We start from the raw sequence: 17,131 nt of genomic DNA on the forward strand, positions 1-17,131 counted from the left end.
ATTATATTATTTGGCTAAAACGGTCTTCATTTGTCCGTTCGCAATTTCTTCATTATTCAGATACGTTACGATGTCTACCAGAGTAATTCCGGCAAACTCCTGTAAAATAGTTATGGTCGATTGAATTGTGTCGTTGACTTTGGGTAACTTTTTTATTTCAATTTCTTTGATCGATCCAATGTAGCCTGTTGGGGCTGTTTCGTTTTTCAGGAAAAATTGATAGCCCGTGTGCAAAGCCACAGATTGCGCCATATGCTCGATTAAACCTGCTTCTAAAAAGGTATCGTTGTCGGAAAAAATATTATCGTTTTCAATTTTTAATCCCGCAACCAATGAGGTCTCGGTAAACGAATACATTTTATCAACCATAACAAAAGGAAATTTTTGCGGCAATAAATTTTCGACAGCATTTTTTTCTAAAAGTAAAGCAGTTTCCATTAGCAAACAGTTAAATAAGCATACGCAAAAGAGAATCTTCCGCTTTCCGGAACAGATAATAGAATACGTTCTCCTTTTTTCAAATTTCCTGAATTCATTAATTCTTCCAAAGCTAAGTAAATAGAGGCAGAACCGACATTCCCAACTCTTGAAAGATTCATGAACCATTTTTCATCGGCCATACCGATTCCTTTTTCATTCAGTCCTTTTTTTAGTCCTTCCACAAAAAAGTTAGAAGAAACGTGAGGGATAAAATAATCGACATGATCTGATGTGATATTATTTTTATCCATAGCATCTTTCATACTTTCTGCTCCTTTGGAAAGAATAAACTCGTCCAGTAATTTCACATCTTGTTTGATGGCAAAAACCGATTCGTTTAACCATTGTTCCGGTGCATAATCGCTCCAGGCTTTGATCTCACCATTTTCTAATTTATCACCACCGGCATACATACAGGTTTCTAATTCGTAAGCATACGAAAAGGCTTCCATCCACTCAATTTTTAATGAGATCGCTCCTTTTGGTTGGTTTTCTAATAAAAACGCACCTGCACCATCAGATAACATCCAGCGTAAAAAATCTTTTTTGAAGGCAATGATGGGTTGTTCTTCCAGATTTTTCAAATTCGCCGCTTCGTGGTTGTACATTTGGGCATTGAGCCAGGTCGAAACTTTTTCGGATCCTGTACAAATAGCATTTTTGGAGTTTCCGGATTTTACAGACAGGAAACCAAATTTTAAAGAATTCATACCTGCACAGCAAACTCCTGTTGAAGAATTTAGTTCTACAGATTTGTTTTTCAATAAACCGTGTACCATCGCAGCATGTGAAGGAAGAAAGATATCAGGTGTTGAGGTTCCGCATGAAAGTACTTCAAGATCCAGTGCTGTAAAGTTTTCATCAAACAATTGCAGAATTGCATTTCGGGTTAACTCGGCGTTGTTATGCGTGCTTTTCCCGGACTTATCTATTGCGTAATAACGAGTTGTGATTTTATTATTGCGCAAAATAATACGTCTTGCTTTAGAGGCAGCATCATTAATGAGGCCTAAATAACTTTCCATCTCATCATTAGAAATGGCTTCATTTGGCAAATACTTTGCGGCTTTGGTAATATATACTTCAAACATAATCTAATTTCGTCTTCTAAACTCCTTGATAATATTGAGTTTCTCTTTTTATGGTATTTAACTTAAAGGGGTAGGTAATAAGGTGCAATATATACACTATTGGCGAGATTAACCATATTGCAAGGAATAAATAAACATTAAATACTTTAAGAAGTGTTTTTCTGTTTTTTTGATTTTTATAAATCAGATTCGACCACTTATTAAAAATTTTATTTGCCGTTTTATCAACGGTGACCAAATAAGGGCTGATTTTAACGGCATCAATGGCAACTAATTTGGGTTGTAAGTTCTGTAATTGATTTTGCTTAAATTCAGAAAGTATTGTTTCTCCAAATTTATCTGACTCCTGAATGTCTTTTTCTGATACTCCCGGCAGTGGAAAAATACCAAGATATTTTTTCTTTACGCCCGAAAACATCCATTCTACAATCGTAATTACACTGATTAAATTTCCAACACGATCTACTAAAGCCACATTTCCAACAAGCTGAGCATTGGCTTCTTTTAGTAAAACTTTGATTTTTTCCTGTGCCATAATCCACATATTACGAGAGCCGCTTATGGTGATAACAGGTGTGTTGTTTAATATTTTTTTGGCTTCGGCACTTTTCAGAAAAGAGTTAATCGGAATAGAAGGGGACAAATACCAAACCTGATAGTGAAACAATACCAGATCGTATTTGGTGTTTAGAATTTCTTCCGGAACCGGTTTTAGTTCGGTTGGAATTTGCAGAAATGATTCGGGAAAAGCGTCGAAAAAAGCGTCTTTATTCCATGGAAAAGGAAAAGATTTCTGTAGTTGTATTTCGTGAAAAGTTACATTTATCTCCTCTGAATTCAGGAAGGGTTTTGCAATATTTCGTGCAATTGTTCCCAGTTGTCCAGACTGCGTATAATAAATAACAAGAACATTTTTCATTGAGGTTTATTTGCTTTTGGTTGCGAACAAAAATAGGCAAATTTATTTAAACGAATTTTCTTGTTTAAATGAATTGTTTTTGGCGATGAATTTTTGTTGTTTTTTTAATCTCGCAAAGATGCGAAGGCGCAAAGTTTTAATTTGAAATGAATTTTTAAGTACAGTTTGTCATTTCGACCGAAGGGAGAAATCACATAAGAAACTCCGCAAACTAAGTCGACAATCTTTGTGACTAAACGGGGTGTGATTTCTCCCTTCGGTCGAAATGACAAAACGGAGTAAAAACTTTGCGACTTCGCGTCTCAGCGAGATTTTTTAAGTTTTATTTCAGATTATTCCAGAAGTCAAAATAATTGAACCATTGCAAAGGATATTTTTGCAGAATAGTCTCAACGCTTTGTACATATTCTTTCAGCAGTCCTTTTTCATCACGATGTTTCGAGGCAGCTTCTCTGGCGTACAAATGATAATGTAAGTTAGGTTCTTTCATTACGTAAACAAAAACAACAGGAACTTTTAATCGTGAAGCAATTAAAAACGGACCTGCAGGGAAATTAGCTTCCTTACCTAATATATTTTCCGAAAGAGATTTGGTGCCTTCAAAGTAGCGATCGCCGGTAAAACAAACCAATTCGTTATTGGTCAAAGCAGCATTGATCTCAAAAATATGAGACAAATCGTCTTTAATGATGATAAATTTTACGGTAGGTTTTTGGGTAACGCTCTCCAGATAGTTTTTTATAGCAGAATGTTCCAAATCGGTAGTAACCAGATTGATTTGAAAATTAAGATCAATATCACCCAGGAAATGTTCGGCAATTTCGAAATTTCCAACATGTGCACTAATTAAAACACCTCCCTTTTTCTCGGCCAGAAGTTTTTTCAGTACCTCAATTCCGTCAAATTCATAAGTGAATCTGTTTCGCATTCCTGCCGAAATGGAAATTTTATCAATGATCGTCTGTCCAAAAGTATAGTAACTTTTGAAGACCATTTTTTTAGATTTGAACCAGGAATATTGAAGCCTTTCTTTAAAGTAATAGAAAATGGCTTTGTTGCTTTTTTTTAAAAACAAAAAGTAATATGAAGCAACAAAATAAAGCAGGACATAAGCAGCCTTAATACCCGCTTTTTGTATTAAAAAAACGAATATTCTATAGCCTAAAACTGTTCCTTTTGATTTGCCATCCCATTGACTCATTAAACAGCTTTAGCTTTTAGTTTGGTTTCAATAAGGTCATAAAAATTCTGAAAAGTAGCAATTCCAACAAAATCAGCTTCTACCAGTTTTACACCAAAGTTAGATTCGATCGAGACTACTAAATCTACATAATCTAAACTATCTAATCCAAGTGTGTTTTTTAAATTAGCATCCGGTTCGATATCATCATTGTCTACTTCAAATTCATCAACCAAAAAACCATTAATTCTTGCTATAATCTCTTCTTTATTCATCGTTCAATTTAAACTTTTTAACCACCAACGCAGAGTTGGTTCCTCCGAATCCGAAGGAATTGGACAAAAATATGTCAAATTTTTTGTTTAAAGTAGTTTTGACCAAATTTAATTTAGCAGCATCTTCGTCAGGATTTTCTAAATTGATGTTTGGAGCAATGAAATCGTGCTGCATCATTAGGATAGAGTAGATTACTTCGCTTGCTCCTGCCATCCAGCATTCGTGACCTGTCATCGATTTGGTAGAACTTACATATGGATTTCTCTCTCCGAAAACTTCAAAAATAGCTTTGGCTTCATTTCCGTCTCCAACAGGGGTTGAGGTTGCGTGAGCATTTATATAATCAACATCCGTTGCTTTTAGCTGTGCATCGTCAAGCGCTCGTTGCATGGCTATAGACGGCCCTTCAACATTAGGCGTCGAGATGTGTCCGCCGTTTGAAGAGAATCCGTAACCTGCAACTTCGGCAATGATGGTTGCGCCTCTGGCAATAGCCGATTCATAGCTCTCCAGAATTAACGTTGCACCGCCACCACTCGGAATTAATCCGTCGCGGTCTTTGTCGAACGGACGGGAAGCTTTTTCCGGTTCGTTTTCTCTGGCCGAAAAAACACCCAAACCATCAAAACTGCTCATCGCATATTTATTGATTTCCTGTGCGCCTCCGCAGATGATAACGTCCTGAAATCCGCTTTTGATTAAAAAATAAGCGAGTCCTATAGAGTGTGATCCGCTGGCACAGGCTGCACTTACGGTAAGATTGATACCGCGAAGTTTAAAAATCGTTGATAAATTCATGGTTACCGTTGAATTCATCGATTTAAAAATAGCACCTGAACCTATTAAAGCGGTGTCTTTTTTATCTCTGACAATATCAGTAGCTTCAATAACAGCTTTAGACACACTGTCGTTTCCGTACATAATTCCCACTTCGCGTTCTTCAAAAAAGGCATCATCTATATTCGCATTTTTCAATGCTTCGATCGTAGCCATATAAGCATACTCGGTCTCTTCACCAATGCTCATTCGCTGTCTGCGGGTCAATAAATTTTTTAAATCAGCCTTCGGAACCATTCCCGTTAGGGCCGATTGGAAACCAAATTCTTTTCTTTCAGAATCAAACTGAATACCTGATTTTCCCTGGTATAAAGATTCCTTTACTTCATCTAAAGAAGTTCCGATACAAGAATAAATTCCCATTCCAGTAATTACAACTCTTTTATTCATGGTGGTATTTCAAAGTATTTTCTATCCTTAAAGTGTATTTTTTTTAAAGTTTTTTTAATAAAACTTTGGAGTTCTGCGTCTTTGTGAGCAATTTTTGACGTTTAAAAAAACTTAAAACAATCTCACAAACATAGGATTATTAAGAATATATTCCTCCATTTATATTGATAATCTCTCCTGTAATGTAACTTGATTTTTTTGAAATCAAAAAGCTTACCAAATCTGCAACTTCCTCAGCTTCTCCAAAACGGTTTACCGGAATCAGCTTTAACAATTCTTTTTCATCCAGTTCACTGGTCATGTCCGTTTTAATAAAACCGGGTGCAACAGCATTTACAGTAATATTTCGTTTGGCAACTTCCTGAGCCAGTGCTTTGGTGGCTGCAACAATTGCGCCTTTTGCTGCCGAATAATTGGTTTGTCCGGCTGTTCCTTTTACTCCTGAAACAGAAACCATATTAACAATTCGGCCGTATTTATTGCGTAGCATTTTTTGAATAAAAAACTGCGTAACATTAAAAAATCCATTCAAACTGGTGTTTACTACACCATTCCAGTCTTCGGGACTCATCCACATAAAAAGACCATCTTTTGTAATTCCGGCATTGTTTACAATTGCTTCTACAATTGCTTCCGGATTAGCTTCCTGCCATTGTGTTAATGTTTTTTGTACGTCTTCAAAATTGGAAACATCAAAACCTAAGATTTCTCCCGTTGCTCCTAGTTTTTGTATTTCCTGAAGTGTTACTTCTGCAGCTGTTTTATTCGAGTGATAGTTAATCAGGATATGATAATTTGCATCAACGGCTAATTTTTTACAAATAGCACTTCCAATTCCTCGTGAACCGCCAGTTACTAATACACATTTCATATTCAGAATTTATTTTTATTTGTTCGGTATAAAATCACTTTTTGATTAGCAATTTCATATGCAGAACTTATTTGGTTAATAGGTTTTATTTCTTCTTTTTGGCTACCGGTTTTTTGGTAGTTTTTGTCTCTGACTTTTCAGTCGTTTTGGCTTCTGCTTTTGGTTTCTCTGCCGCGATTTCTGCTGTGCTGATTCTTTCTTTTGATTGTGAAAACAGTTCAGCATTTTCAAACCATTGGTTGCCTAATACCGTTCCATCTGGTTTTAAGAAACCCCATTTTCCTTCATTTTTTACTCGGGCCAGACCATCGATAAAGCCTTTGTCTTGTTTTACGAACAGCGCAATAACAAAACCATTTGCTGTAATATTGTATTGGGTTGGAATAACTAATTTTCCGGTTTGATTGATGAATCCCCAGTTTTTTTCTTTTACCGGAGCCAGTCCATCAGCACTAAAAACTTCGGCATCGCTGTAGGTAGGTTCAATTACAAATTCAGCTTTCGGATTGATATACCCCCATTTTGAACCTACGCACACAGGAGCTAAACTTTTTGAAAACGCTTTCACCTTGTCATAAATTGGAGTAATTACCCAATTTCCTTTCAGGTCAATGAATCCAATTTTGCCATTTTTCTTGGCGTATGTAAGATCCTGCGTGTCAAAATCCCAGATTTTTTCAGCTCCGTCAACGGGAATAAAATTTCCTGAACTAACGATTCCAAAGGTTTTATCTTTTCTTGCCCAGCTTGTGTTCTTGAAATAATTTCCTATTTCTTCATACGCAGGCTCGATCATTTCTTTACCGGAAGTATTAATAATTCCCCATTTTTTATTGTTTTCAACTCTGGCAAAACCGTTTTCAAAAGATTTGATCTGATCGTATTTTGGTTCTAAAACAACGGTCATTTTCGAATTGATTAATCCTACTTTGCCATTTTGTCGAATGAACGCTACGCCATTTTCGAAATCAAAAAGTTTGTCTGACACAGGAGCGTTCTGAACTTCTCCTTTTGTATTGATATACACCCAGTCTTTGTCTTTTTGTACAACTGCAATTCCGCTGTTGAAATCTTTAACATTTTTAAAATCTGCCGGAATTACCCAGGCTCCTTTAGCATCTATAAACCCCCATTTTCCATTATTTTCCACAGCTGCCAATCCTTCAGAAAAGCTTCTTGCGGATTTGTACTGAGGCTCAATTTTAAAATTTCCGTCTTTGGAAAGATATCCAATTTTTGAATCTTTTTTAACTAACGCCAATTCCTGACTATTAACAAATTGAATAGTGAATGCAAATAAAATAATAAGTGTCTTTTTCATGATTTTAAAGGTTCAATATTAATAATGTAAAAATAAGTATTAACTGTGAATCAGGTAATCTTTTACTTTCTGAACAAAAGGATACATCACCTGATCTTCTTTAAATTCAGGAATAATGTTTCGGATATCGTCGTACCATTTTTTGGTAACGGATGAAATTTTATCTTTTTGTCCTAAATAATCAATAGCCTGAACGATGGTGATCATTTCGATACCTAAAACTTCAAATGAGTTTTCGATTACTTTTGAAGTAATAACGGCAGCATTGGTTCCCATACTTACAATGTCCTGATTGTCGTTGTTGTTCGGGATGCTGTGAACGTACATTGGGTTAGATAACATCTGGCTTTCGGCAGTGGTTGAGGTAGCGGTAAACTGAACCCCCTGCATTCCGAAATTAAATCCTAAAGTTCCTAAGTTAACAAATGGAGGAAGGATTTCGTTGATTTTTGAATTCAGTAAATAATTCAACTGACGTTCTGCCAGCATGGTTAGTTTGGTAATAACAATTTTTAGTTTATCCATTTCAAGCGAGATATAATCGCCGTGGAAATTTCCTCCGTGATAAACGTGTTTGTTTTTTACATCTATAATAGGATTGTCGTTTGCCGAGTTAAATTCGTCTTCAAGAATAGAAGCGACATTGTTTATAGTTTCTAAAACCGGTCCTAAAATTTGAGGAACACAACGTAAAGAATAGTATTCTTGAACTTTTTCTTTGAAGATTTCTTCGGTGTTTTCTCCGGAATATAAGTGATCTTCTCTTTTACGGATCAAGGTACTGTCTGAAAGATTTTGTCTCATTCTTGAGGCTACTTCCTGTTGTCCTTTATGACGTTTGGTTTGGTTTAATTCTTCAGAGAAATGATCGTCGTATGCCTGAACCAATTCGTTGATTGCGCAGGAACATTTTAAAGACCAGTCTAATAATTTTTTGGCAAGATGCACATTTACAACTCCAATTCCGGTCATTACCGAAGTTCCGTTGATTAAAGCCAGACCTTCTCTGATTTCTACCTGAATAGGTTTTAAGCCTTCAATTTCAAAAACTTCAGCGGTTGGTCTTCGGTCTCCTTTATAAAAAACTTCGCCTTCGCCAATTAAAACCAAAGCTAAGTGTGATAATTGTACTAAATCTCCGCTGGCACCTACACCGCCATGCTCAAAAATAAGAGGAGTAATGTCTTTGTTGATCAGTTCTGCCATCAGGTGAATTACAGAAGGATGAACCCCTGAATTACCTAATGATAAAGTGTTTAAACGAGCCAAAATTGCTGCTTTCGCGCAAACAGGGCTTAAAGGTTTTCCCGTTCCCGAAGAGTGGCTTCGGATTAAATTGTATTGTAATTGTATTTGATCAGATTCTTTAATTCTATATTGGGCCATTGGTCCGAAACCAGTGTTGACACCATATATTACTTTGTTTCCTGAAAATTCTTTTAGGAAATTGAAGCTTTCATTCACTCTGTTTAAAACAATATCGCTGATGACAACTTTATTATTTCCAAAAATAATAGACTCGAATTCTGCTAAACTTAAATATTCATTAATTGTGTTCATTAAATCGTTTTTGGTTGTGCTAATTTAATTTTATTTATCAAAATAAATGTAGTTATTTTGATGATGGCAAATGTAGGTTAATAATTGATAATAATATTAATATGATAAAGGAGTTTGTTGATGTTTTAGTCATTGGCGCAGGACCATCAGGATGTGTCTCGGCATCGTATCTTCACAAAAACAACATTAAGATAAAAGTAGTTGAAAAAACAAAATTTCCAAGACTTGTAGTAGGGGAAAGTCTTATCCCTCGAGTAATGGATCATTTTGCTGAGGCTGAGCTTTTTGAGAGTTTGGATGCGATGAATTTTGAGAAAAAACTTGGCGCTCGTTTTATCAGAGGAGAAGAAATTTGTGTTTTTGATTTCAGCAAAAAATTTGGTGAAGGCTGGGACTGGACCTGGCAGGTACCGCGCGCTGATTTTGACAACACCATGGCGCAGGAAGTGATTAGAAAAGGAATTGATCTGGAATTTGAAACAGAGGTTCTGGAGGTTTCTTTTGAGGGTAAAAACTCTAAAACAATTGTAAAAGATAAGGATGGAAACCTAAAAGAAATACATGCTAAATTCATTATTGATTCCAGTGGATACGGCCGTGTTTTACCAAGACTTTTAGACTTGGATACCCCATCAAAATTAGATCCGCATTCTTCGATATTTACACATGTAAAAGATATTAACAGAGAAGAAGGAGAAGAGGGAACTCAAATTTCTTTTGATATTCTGGAAACCGAAGTTTGGCTATGGGTAATTCCTTTCTCCAACGGAAATACGAGTCTGGGGGTTGTGGGACCGACCGATTTTATTAATTCGCTTTCAGAAAATAAAGACAATGCCGAGGCTTTACGAAATGCGATTCAGAAATCAGATTATTATATCAAAAGATTTAAAGGAACAGAATTTTTGTTTGAGCCGGTAAAATTGGAGAATTATTCAAGAGCGGTAAAAAGAATGTACGGTGATGGTTTTGCCCTGACCGGAAACAGTTCTGAATTTTTAGATCCGGTATTTTCATCTGGAGTTGCCTTTGCAACCGAATCCGGAATGCTGGCAGCCAAATTGTACCTTAAAGAATCTCAGGGAATCGAAGTAGATTGGGAAACAGAATTCACCGGATATATGAAAAGGGGGATAGCTGTTTTTACCACGTATGTACAGGAATGGTACACCGGGAATCTTCAGACTTTGTTTTTTCATCAGCCAGAAAATCCGGATGTGAAAGAAAAGATCTGTTCGGTATTGGCAGGATATGTCTGGAACGAAGAAAATCCGTTTGTAAAAAAACACGATCACGTGATAAAGAATATGGCCTATTTACTAAATATGCAAAAAGAACAAAGCTCTGAATAATCAGGGCTTTTTGTTTAGGTGATTGTTTCTATTGCAGCGTCATATTTCGCCCTAAAGGGCTCTTATTTATAAATGAACCTATAAATATGTTATCCCTCCGGGATAAAAAAGCGAATGTTTTTTTCTGTTTTTATTTAGATAATTGGCTTTGTCTGCTCCGTCGGAGCAAAATATTTATAACAAATAGATTTATACGTGGAAAAAAGCACCAGTGGATTGCTCCAACGGAGCAAAATCTTTATAGATAAAATCGAGACAGAGAAGAGAGCTCCGGAGGAGCGGCATATTTTAGGTTTTATTGTTTTTTAAAATTAGTATAGGGAAATAAAGAGGAGAGCTGTTTTTATGACAGCTCTCCTCTTATCGTTTTATTTATATGCTTTTTTTACTATCAGTTTAGACATTGATTTTGCTGTTTTGGCGAAACCTTCACCAATTCTGGTTTCGTTACTGAAATTACTGCCCCATTGATCACCCGGAGCTTCTTCACTTGTAATTTCTAATAGGACATTTGATTTATTAGCAGTTTCAACAAATTTTAAGTTGGTCGTTACTTTTGCGGGCTGTTTCATAATTCCGGCATCCCAACCCGGATAGATCCATACTGCAGTCACGATTAAAGTATAAGGAGTTTTTAAATTTTCCTGAAAGTTCAAATCCTTTTTTTCTTTAGTTAAAACAATATTAGCAATTTCTAAAAATTTAGGAGTCCAGATTTGATCTTTTGCACTAATCCATTTTTTTTCCCAGATGTTTCCGTTGCCTTTTGCCTTTTGATCTAACTCGGCTTTATGCTCCTGGACATACTGTGCTTCCGATTTTTTTTCCTTCATCATCGTGAAGTTGCTGTAATCAAATTCGGTATTGATTTCTTTTTGATCTTTTAAGAAATCAAAGTTTCCTTTTACTACTTCCATGTCCTGTGCAAAAGCTGCTCCGGAAATAATAAATAAAGCAAAGATTAATTTTTTCATTTTTTGTTTTGTTTTTGGTTAATTAGTGTGTTAAAAGTAATTAAAATGTTTATACAAACATTTTTCCTGTTAAAATAAAATCATTTATTAGCTAAAGTTCAAAAATGTTTTTACCGCAAAGAGCGCAAAGGTTTACGCAAGGAACGCAGAAACATCTTATCGGTAACCAATATCAAAATGCTGTGCCCAAATTAGCACTTAAAAAAGGAACGCGGATTACACGGATTCGCTTTGCGAAAACACGGATCCGCACAGATTTTTTAATACTGGTTAGATAATAATTTTTATTCCTAATAAATCCGTTTTTTATCAGCGTCTTCGCAAAGCGAATCCGTGTAATCCGTGTACTGTTTTTTAACCACAAAGCATGCAAAGGTCTACGTAAGGAAGTTGTAACAAATTATTTTTTTATTTCAATTTGTTTTAAAAGCTGTAACAATTTTTATAAAATTTCAATTTTGTTTCAAAAACTGTAACAAAATATTTTTATTTCCTGTTTTGTTACATCAAAATGCTGTGCCCAAATTAGCACTTAAAAAGGAACGCGGATTATACGGATTCGCTTTGCGAAAACACGGATCAGCGCGGATTTTTTAATACTGGTTAGATAATAATTTTTATTCCTAATAAATCCGTTTTTATCAGCGTCTTCGCAAAGCGAATCCGTGCAATCCGTATACTGTTTTTTTTAACCGCAAAGCATGTAAAGGTTTACATAAGGAAACAGATACACCAAAACAAAAAAGGAGGCGTTCACTAACGCCTCCTTATTATTTATATTATTTAAAAAATAATTTTAGGTTTAAGATCCTGTTTAATTTTTTAATATTTTGTTAGAAATCTTTTTACCATTTTCAAGTTTTACAGCCACTATATACCAGCCGTTTTTAAGTTCGGAGAGATTGATTTTAGTTTTATTTTTCAGGGTGATAACATTTTCACCATTCATATCAAAAACATATACAACTTCAACTTTTTCTTTTGTGTTGATACTTAGCTCTTCCTTAACGGGATTAGGGTAGATAATCAGAGAGGAATTAAAAGTTAGATCATCATTTAGAGCAGCAGTACTGGACGTGCTAGTGCCGGAAGTTTGATTGATATAATAATCTTGTAATTTTTGAATCCAAAAATGATCATCAGTCAGCGTAGTTCCCGGGTTTCCAATTCCATCCGTACTGGCTCCTACACCTGCTCCCATTAAGACAAGTTTGGTTCCGCTATTTTTTACTTCTGCAAAGTGATTTCCAAAAGTCACTTTTTTTGTAGTGGGATTAACCAGAAGTTTAGGGTCGGCATGTTTATTCTGACTGAAATAGTTATAACGAGTCGCGTCATTTGAGAAATTTACGGTATCCCCAAAGAAAAAAGTAGAAGCAGAATCTTCGTAGTGCTGGCTGGTATTATTTAAAATTTGAAAAGGACCTGCTGTTCGTTCATTTACGGTTTCTGAACCATTGATATGTCCTACCGGGATTTGCCAGAGGACAACATGTTTGCCAGAGGCTTCGTAAAGTTTTTGAACAAAATTCAGGTAATTCATCCAGTGGTCATTATTCCAGAACCAGGTATAAGAGAAGGGATCTGCAGGGTTTCCGGTACTTCCGGCGCCCATGGCATCAAGACCGTATTTGTCTATAGAAATAAAGTCTGCATTATTAGACATAATTCCCATACTATTGGTGTATTGAAAAATATCTGCAGCGGTTTGTTTAATTTTGTTAAGCTGGGTAGTAAAAGTTCCGGTATCCGTTTCTCTGATAATTCCTTTTGGACCGGCTACACCAGCTTTTGCCCAAAGATTAAGCTGCCATCCAAATTCCATATTCAGGTTTTCGTCTGTTCTTTTCTTGTTGAGCTCAAAATTGATTCTTTCTACCAGGGTTTTTAATGTACCTGCATTTTGGGCAATACTTGTTGCATTTACGGCTGTTGTAGTCGTTATAGGTTCGTTAAACTGCTGCATATAGCCCAGAAAATCAGGTTCTAATACCACTCCAAAAAACTCATCTCCCAGTTCCGCTTTAACCTGATTCAGAAAAAGGTTGAGATTATTGAAATAAGCCGTCATATAGGAAGCATCTTTTACGTGTGCCAGATCCAGTTCGTAAGATTCGCTTCCGTCGGGAATGTTATAAAAAACAAAGAAAGGAATAAGCCCCATTTTTAAAGAATTCCGTGCAAATTTTATAGCTCTGTCAGGCTGCCAGGTATTCCATCCTGCGATTGGCCCTCCATTGATATAGATGTATCTTACATCCATTCTGTTGTTTTTGAGCAGATTGCTGTCGTCGATATTGTTGTTGTAAAAATTGACATCATCGGTAGTGTCTTCAGATACAGATCCTACAGAAACATAATCAGGATATTTTAATACGCTTCCATTAGTATTGTCTATTCTTAAACCAAGATAATATATGGTACCATCTGAAGTGGTTATCTGAAGCCCGGATCTGCCTGCTTTTTTAGGGATAATTTTTAAAGTATTTCCGGTAATAGTATAATCAAATACAGTAGTGTTTCTTCTTTTTAAGGAAGTGATAGCCTTATCGAATACGAATGTTTTAGGTATTCCATTAACCGCTTTTATTTGATTTGGAAGTGAAGCAAAGGAAATATTTTGTGTGGCAGGATTCACAATAGTAAGTTGTAAACCGGTTGTTGCTATGGTCCCATTGTTGTCTGTGACTGCTATTTGCAGTGAATTGTTTCCATAATTCTGAGGGGTCCAATTAAAGGTATAAGAATTTTGTGGATTGGTACTCACATTAGCATTAGTTCCGGCGGTAAGATCTTTAAACAGTATGCTGCTAATGGAACTTCCGGACGAAGGCTGAATAGTAAAAGTAATGCTTATAGGCGAAAAATTAAGTTGAGTATAGGAAGTGGCGTTTGGCGGACCGGTAATCGTTATCACAGCAGGAGCAGTAATCGCAATTTTAATAGTTGTATTGACTACGGTGCTTATTCCAATCGAATTTACAGTGGTATATCGAATGTTGTAATCTCCATAAGCGGTTGGGGTCCAATTGTACGATATCGTGTTGCCGGATAAACTCATATTGTAAGTTGTATAAGAAGACTCTGTTGTCTTTTTTATTTCGACCTTATTTTGTGTTGCCGAAAAACCGTACAGATTGAGTGATGCAGTAAGATTGATAGCCGATAATGTGGTTTTTATAATAATTTGTCCATCGGCGTAGGCAGGAGAAATGGCTATGGGCTTGATACACACACCAAGAAAAGTGTAAGCAGAAGACTGATCAGGAATTTCTGTTCCGGCGACCCAGTACTTGGCTTTGTAGACACCATTGTTGTATCGTATAATGTTGTTTACATTATAGTTGGGTGTTGCGCTGTTCCAATCAGAAACGGTATTACAGGCAGTATAAGCCAGAGATGGATTATTGATAATTAATTGCTCGTCACAGCTGCCTACTGCAGACCAGACACTGCTTGATCCGGGTGTGCTGCCGGCTCCCTGGGACCAGGAATTGTTTTTGTACACTATATTATTGTAACGAACATAAGAGTTACTGGAATATTGCGTGACCGAATACCAAGCTGGAATTCCACAGGAGCTGCCTAATTGAGCTTTAGCCAGAGTTGGAATAAAACAGACAAGAAAAGAGAAGAATAAAAGTTTATAATTTTTTATCATAGTAAAAACATTTAATACGTTATACATTCCGTTAATTGTGATTGTTTGAAAAAACGTATCGTTTTTGCCTCTTTAAATTTGGTACCTAAAATTTAAAGATTAACCATACGCAAATCAAATATAGTAAGAAATTACTTTGTACAAATAATCAGTATTGTAAGTAAAATATTTGAATTTTAGTGATTTGGTTTTTTTATTTTGAAAAAAAGGCAAAGAATTTGGTGATGAAGATTTTGTGGGAAATAGTGTAAAATAAGGCGGTGACCTACAATAATTAAAAACCCGACAAGCTCTAAAACTTGTCGGGTTTAATAAAATTTGGCGCGTAAAAGCCTGATTAACAATGATTAAAAAAGTAGGTTTTTTCTAAATTAATAACATAATATTTAAAAAATGTGATTTTCCCGGTACGGTTTTATTTTTCAAAAAAGAATACAATAAAACTACCAAAATTTAATGTACAGGGCTGCAATAATCAATAATGTAATGACGATTAAAACAGTGGTTTGTGGTTTTACTTTAAACATTTCGGCATCGATTTCGAATGCTTTAGGATTCACTTTAGGACCTGCAAAGCTGATTAAAACCATCACCAAAGTGGTAAAGATGAATGATAATCCCATACAAATATGAAAAGGGATTTCAAAAGCTCCTTTTCCGTTTGGATAAGCAGTGTACAATAAAGTCTCATTTCCAAATAAGGCTGGAGCATATTCGTTGAATAGTACGGATAATACAAAACCTAAAATTACGCCTACTACGGCTGCAGCTCCCGTAGTTCGTTTCCAGAACATTCCTAAAACGAACATGGCAAAAACTCCCGGACTGATAAAGCCCGTGTATTTTTGGATATAGGTAAATCCGCCAACACCTCCAATTCCTAAAATATCATTCCAGGTAAATAATACTGCTAAAAGCATCGCTCCAAAAACGGCAATTCTTCCTATGTTTACCTGCTGTTTTTCACCAGCTTCTTTTTGAATGTATTTTTTGTGAATATCCAAAGTGTAGATTGTCGAGATACTGTTTACTTTTCCGGCTAACGAAGCGACTATTGCTGCGGTTAGTGCCGCTACTGAAAGCCCCTTTAATCCGGTTGGAAGGAAAGTCAGTACAGCAGAATAAGCTCCGTCTTTTCCTCCGACTAATTGTGGTAAATGTCCGTTTTGATATAAAACATAGGCAGCAATACCCGGTAACATTACAATTAAAGGCATTAACAATTTGAGCATACCGGCAAACAAAATACCGGTGCGTGCAGTTTGCAAATCGGCACCTAAGGCTCTTTGCGTAATGTATTGGTTGCATCCCCAGTAATTCAGGTTGATGATCCAGATACCGGCAAGATATGACATCAGACCTGGGAAAGTAAGATATTTGTTGATGTCAAGCTGAGAAGATGTTGCAGTTGGCCTTGGAATAATCATTTTAAAATGTTCCGGTGCTTCTCTCATTAAAACTTTGAAACCCGCAATTGCATTTTGTCCTACTCCAAAATATTGTCCTACGGTCGTAAGAGCAATATACGAGGTAACTAAACCTCCAATGATTAAAACGGCCACCTGAATGACATCCGTATATGCGACAACTTTCATACCTCCAAGAGAGATGAATAGGGCAAACAATGCCAGTCCGATCATGATAATATGCAGATATTCTCCGCCGGCCATACCGTTAATGGCCACAGCTCCTAAATATAAAATAGAAGTTAAGTTTACAAAAACGTACAAGAACAGCCAGAAAACAGCCATGATTAAAGCTGTAGAATCATTATAACGTGTTTTTAAGAATTGTGGCATCGTATAGATTTTATTCTTTAGGTATACGGGAATAAACCAAACGGCGACCACAATAAGACTTATAGCTGCAATCCACTCATAAGCCGCAACGGCAATTCCTAAAAAGAAACCTTCACCACTCATTCCGATAAATTGCTCTGCCGAGATATTTGAAGCTATTAAAGAAGCTCCAATAGCCCACCAGGTCAGGTTTCCTTCGGCCAAAAAGTAAGCTTTAGCATCCTGTTCGTCTTGTTTACGTTTTCGGTAAACCGTATAACCGTAGGCCGAAACTACGATGAAGTAAATAATAAAAACCGCATAATCTGCGAAAGCAAGGTTCTGGTTCATTGATAGTACTATTTTTAATAATTAGATAGTGATTGTTTGATTAGTAGAGGGTAAAAAACAATATTTGTCTGAGGTGGTTTAAATATTGTT

Annotated in this window: 13 protein-coding genes; 1 reads left to right on the forward strand and 12 read right to left on the reverse strand. The window is 36.1% G+C overall.

Annotated features, from left to right (window positions below; all coding sequences use genetic code 11):
• Nucleotides 1-6: 6 nt before the first annotated feature.
• From M4I44_RS05025 to hutH, 9 genes are all read right to left on the reverse strand, one after another.
• A complete protein-coding gene (locus M4I44_RS05025; RefSeq protein ID WP_070906179.1) occupies nt 7-438 on the reverse strand; it encodes a hypothetical protein in 432 nt (143 codons plus the stop codon).
• Nucleotides 438-1,571 (reverse strand): beta-ketoacyl-ACP synthase III, encoded by a 1,134-nt coding sequence (locus M4I44_RS05030; RefSeq protein ID WP_017496912.1) that lies wholly within the window; start codon nt 1,569-1,571, stop codon nt 438-440. Before M4I44_RS05030 ends, M4I44_RS05025 begins: the two co-directional genes overlap by 1 nt.
• Nucleotides 1,572-1,587: 16 nt before the next feature.
• Nucleotides 1,588-2,490 (reverse strand): hypothetical protein, encoded by a 903-nt coding sequence (locus M4I44_RS05035; RefSeq protein ID WP_070906177.1) that lies wholly within the window; start codon nt 2,488-2,490, stop codon nt 1,588-1,590.
• A gap of 322 nt (nt 2,491-2,812) precedes the next feature.
• On the reverse strand, nt 2,813-3,691 hold the full coding sequence (locus M4I44_RS05040; protein WP_249966690.1) for a lipid A biosynthesis acyltransferase: 879 nt from the start codon (nt 3,689-3,691) through the stop codon (nt 2,813-2,815).
• Complete coding sequence (locus tag M4I44_RS05045) at nt 3,691-3,945, reverse strand: acyl carrier protein (RefSeq protein ID WP_017496915.1); 255 nt, start codon at nt 3,943-3,945, stop codon at nt 3,691-3,693. The genes M4I44_RS05040 and M4I44_RS05045 overlap by 1 nt, the downstream gene beginning before the upstream one ends.
• Nucleotides 3,938-5,173 (reverse strand): beta-ketoacyl synthase, encoded by a 1,236-nt coding sequence (locus M4I44_RS05050; protein WP_017496916.1) that lies wholly within the window; start codon nt 5,171-5,173, stop codon nt 3,938-3,940. Before M4I44_RS05050 ends, M4I44_RS05045 begins: the two co-directional genes overlap by 8 nt.
• A 139-nt stretch (nt 5,174-5,312) precedes the next feature.
• Nucleotides 5,313-6,044, reverse strand: a complete 732-nt coding sequence (gene fabG / locus M4I44_RS05055; protein WP_017496917.1) for a 3-oxoacyl-ACP reductase FabG — start codon at nt 6,042-6,044, stop codon at nt 5,313-5,315.
• An 85-nt stretch (nt 6,045-6,129) separates the two neighbouring features.
• Nucleotides 6,130-7,365 (reverse strand): WG repeat-containing protein, encoded by a 1,236-nt coding sequence (locus M4I44_RS05060; protein ID WP_249966691.1) that lies wholly within the window; start codon nt 7,363-7,365, stop codon nt 6,130-6,132.
• 39 nt (nt 7,366-7,404) lie between these two features.
• A complete protein-coding gene (gene hutH, locus M4I44_RS05065) occupies nt 7,405-8,925 on the reverse strand; it encodes a histidine ammonia-lyase (RefSeq protein WP_017496919.1) in 1,521 nt (506 codons plus the stop codon).
• A 101-nt stretch (nt 8,926-9,026) separates the two neighbouring features.
• Between hutH and M4I44_RS05070 the strand changes: the two genes are divergently transcribed.
• The gene (locus M4I44_RS05070; RefSeq protein WP_017496920.1) at nt 9,027-10,277 is read left to right on the forward strand and encodes an NAD(P)/FAD-dependent oxidoreductase; all 1,251 of its coding nucleotides are present in this window, start codon (nt 9,027-9,029) and stop codon (nt 10,275-10,277) included.
• 368 nt (nt 10,278-10,645) lie between these two features.
• Here M4I44_RS05070 and M4I44_RS05075 read toward each other — a convergent pair whose 3' ends face one another.
• The 3 genes from M4I44_RS05075 to M4I44_RS05085 all read right to left on the reverse strand — a co-directional run bounded on the left by M4I44_RS05075 (nt 10,646) and on the right by M4I44_RS05085 (nt 17,041).
• Nucleotides 10,646-11,251, reverse strand: coding sequence for a hypothetical protein (locus M4I44_RS05075; protein WP_017496921.1), 606 nt, complete (start codon nt 11,249-11,251; stop codon nt 10,646-10,648).
• 814 nt (nt 11,252-12,065) lie between these two features.
• Complete coding sequence (locus M4I44_RS05080; RefSeq protein ID WP_249966692.1) at nt 12,066-14,912, reverse strand: T9SS type A sorting domain-containing protein; 2,847 nt, start codon at nt 14,910-14,912, stop codon at nt 12,066-12,068.
• Nucleotides 14,913-15,355: 443 nt separating this feature from the next.
• Nucleotides 15,356-17,041: a sodium/sugar symporter gene (locus M4I44_RS05085; RefSeq protein WP_249966693.1), complete on the reverse strand. Its 1,686-nt coding sequence runs from the start codon at nt 17,039-17,041 to the stop codon at nt 15,356-15,358.
• Nucleotides 17,042-17,131: the final 90 nt, after the last annotated feature.

Origin of the sequence: Flavobacterium sp. B183 (assembly GCF_023539155.1) — a bacterium.
Classification (GTDB): domain Bacteria; phylum Bacteroidota; class Bacteroidia; order Flavobacteriales; family Flavobacteriaceae; genus Flavobacterium; species Flavobacterium tructae.

Excerpts from the sequence above, each read along its gene's own strand:
- M4I44_RS05075 (WP_017496921.1), bottom strand. The coding sequence starts at position 11,251 with ATGAAAAAATTAATCTTTGCTTTATTTATTATTTCCGGAGCAGCTTTT.
- M4I44_RS05060 (WP_249966691.1), bottom strand. The coding sequence starts at position 7,365 with ATGAAAAAGACACTTATTATTTTATTTGCATTCACTATTCAATTTGTT.
- M4I44_RS05050 (WP_017496916.1), bottom strand. The coding sequence starts at position 5,173 with ATGAATAAAAGAGTTGTAATTACTGGAATGGGAATTTATTCTTGTATC.
- M4I44_RS05040 (WP_249966690.1), bottom strand. The coding sequence starts at position 3,691 with ATGAGTCAATGGGATGGCAAATCAAAAGGAACAGTTTTAGGCTATAGA.
- M4I44_RS05080 (WP_249966692.1), bottom strand. The coding sequence starts at position 14,912 with ATGATAAAAAATTATAAACTTTTATTCTTCTCTTTTCTTGTCTGTTTT.
- M4I44_RS05085 (WP_249966693.1), bottom strand. The coding sequence starts at position 17,041 with ATGAACCAGAACCTTGCTTTCGCAGATTATGCGGTTTTTATTATTTAC.
- M4I44_RS05035 (WP_070906177.1), bottom strand. The coding sequence starts at position 2,490 with ATGAAAAATGTTCTTGTTATTTATTATACGCAGTCTGGACAACTGGGA.
- hutH (WP_017496919.1), bottom strand. The coding sequence starts at position 8,925 with ATGAACACAATTAATGAATATTTAAGTTTAGCAGAATTCGAGTCTATT.
- M4I44_RS05030 (WP_017496912.1), bottom strand. The coding sequence starts at position 1,571 with ATGTTTGAAGTATATATTACCAAAGCCGCAAAGTATTTGCCAAATGAA.
- M4I44_RS05045 (WP_017496915.1), bottom strand. The coding sequence starts at position 3,945 with ATGAATAAAGAAGAGATTATAGCAAGAATTAATGGTTTTTTGGTTGAT.
- M4I44_RS05025 (WP_070906179.1), bottom strand. The coding sequence starts at position 438 with ATGGAAACTGCTTTACTTTTAGAAAAAAATGCTGTCGAAAATTTATTG.
- fabG (WP_017496917.1), bottom strand. The coding sequence starts at position 6,044 with ATGAAATGTGTATTAGTAACTGGCGGTTCACGAGGAATTGGAAGTGCT.
- M4I44_RS05070 (WP_017496920.1), top strand. The coding sequence starts at position 9,027 with ATGATAAAGGAGTTTGTTGATGTTTTAGTCATTGGCGCAGGACCATCA.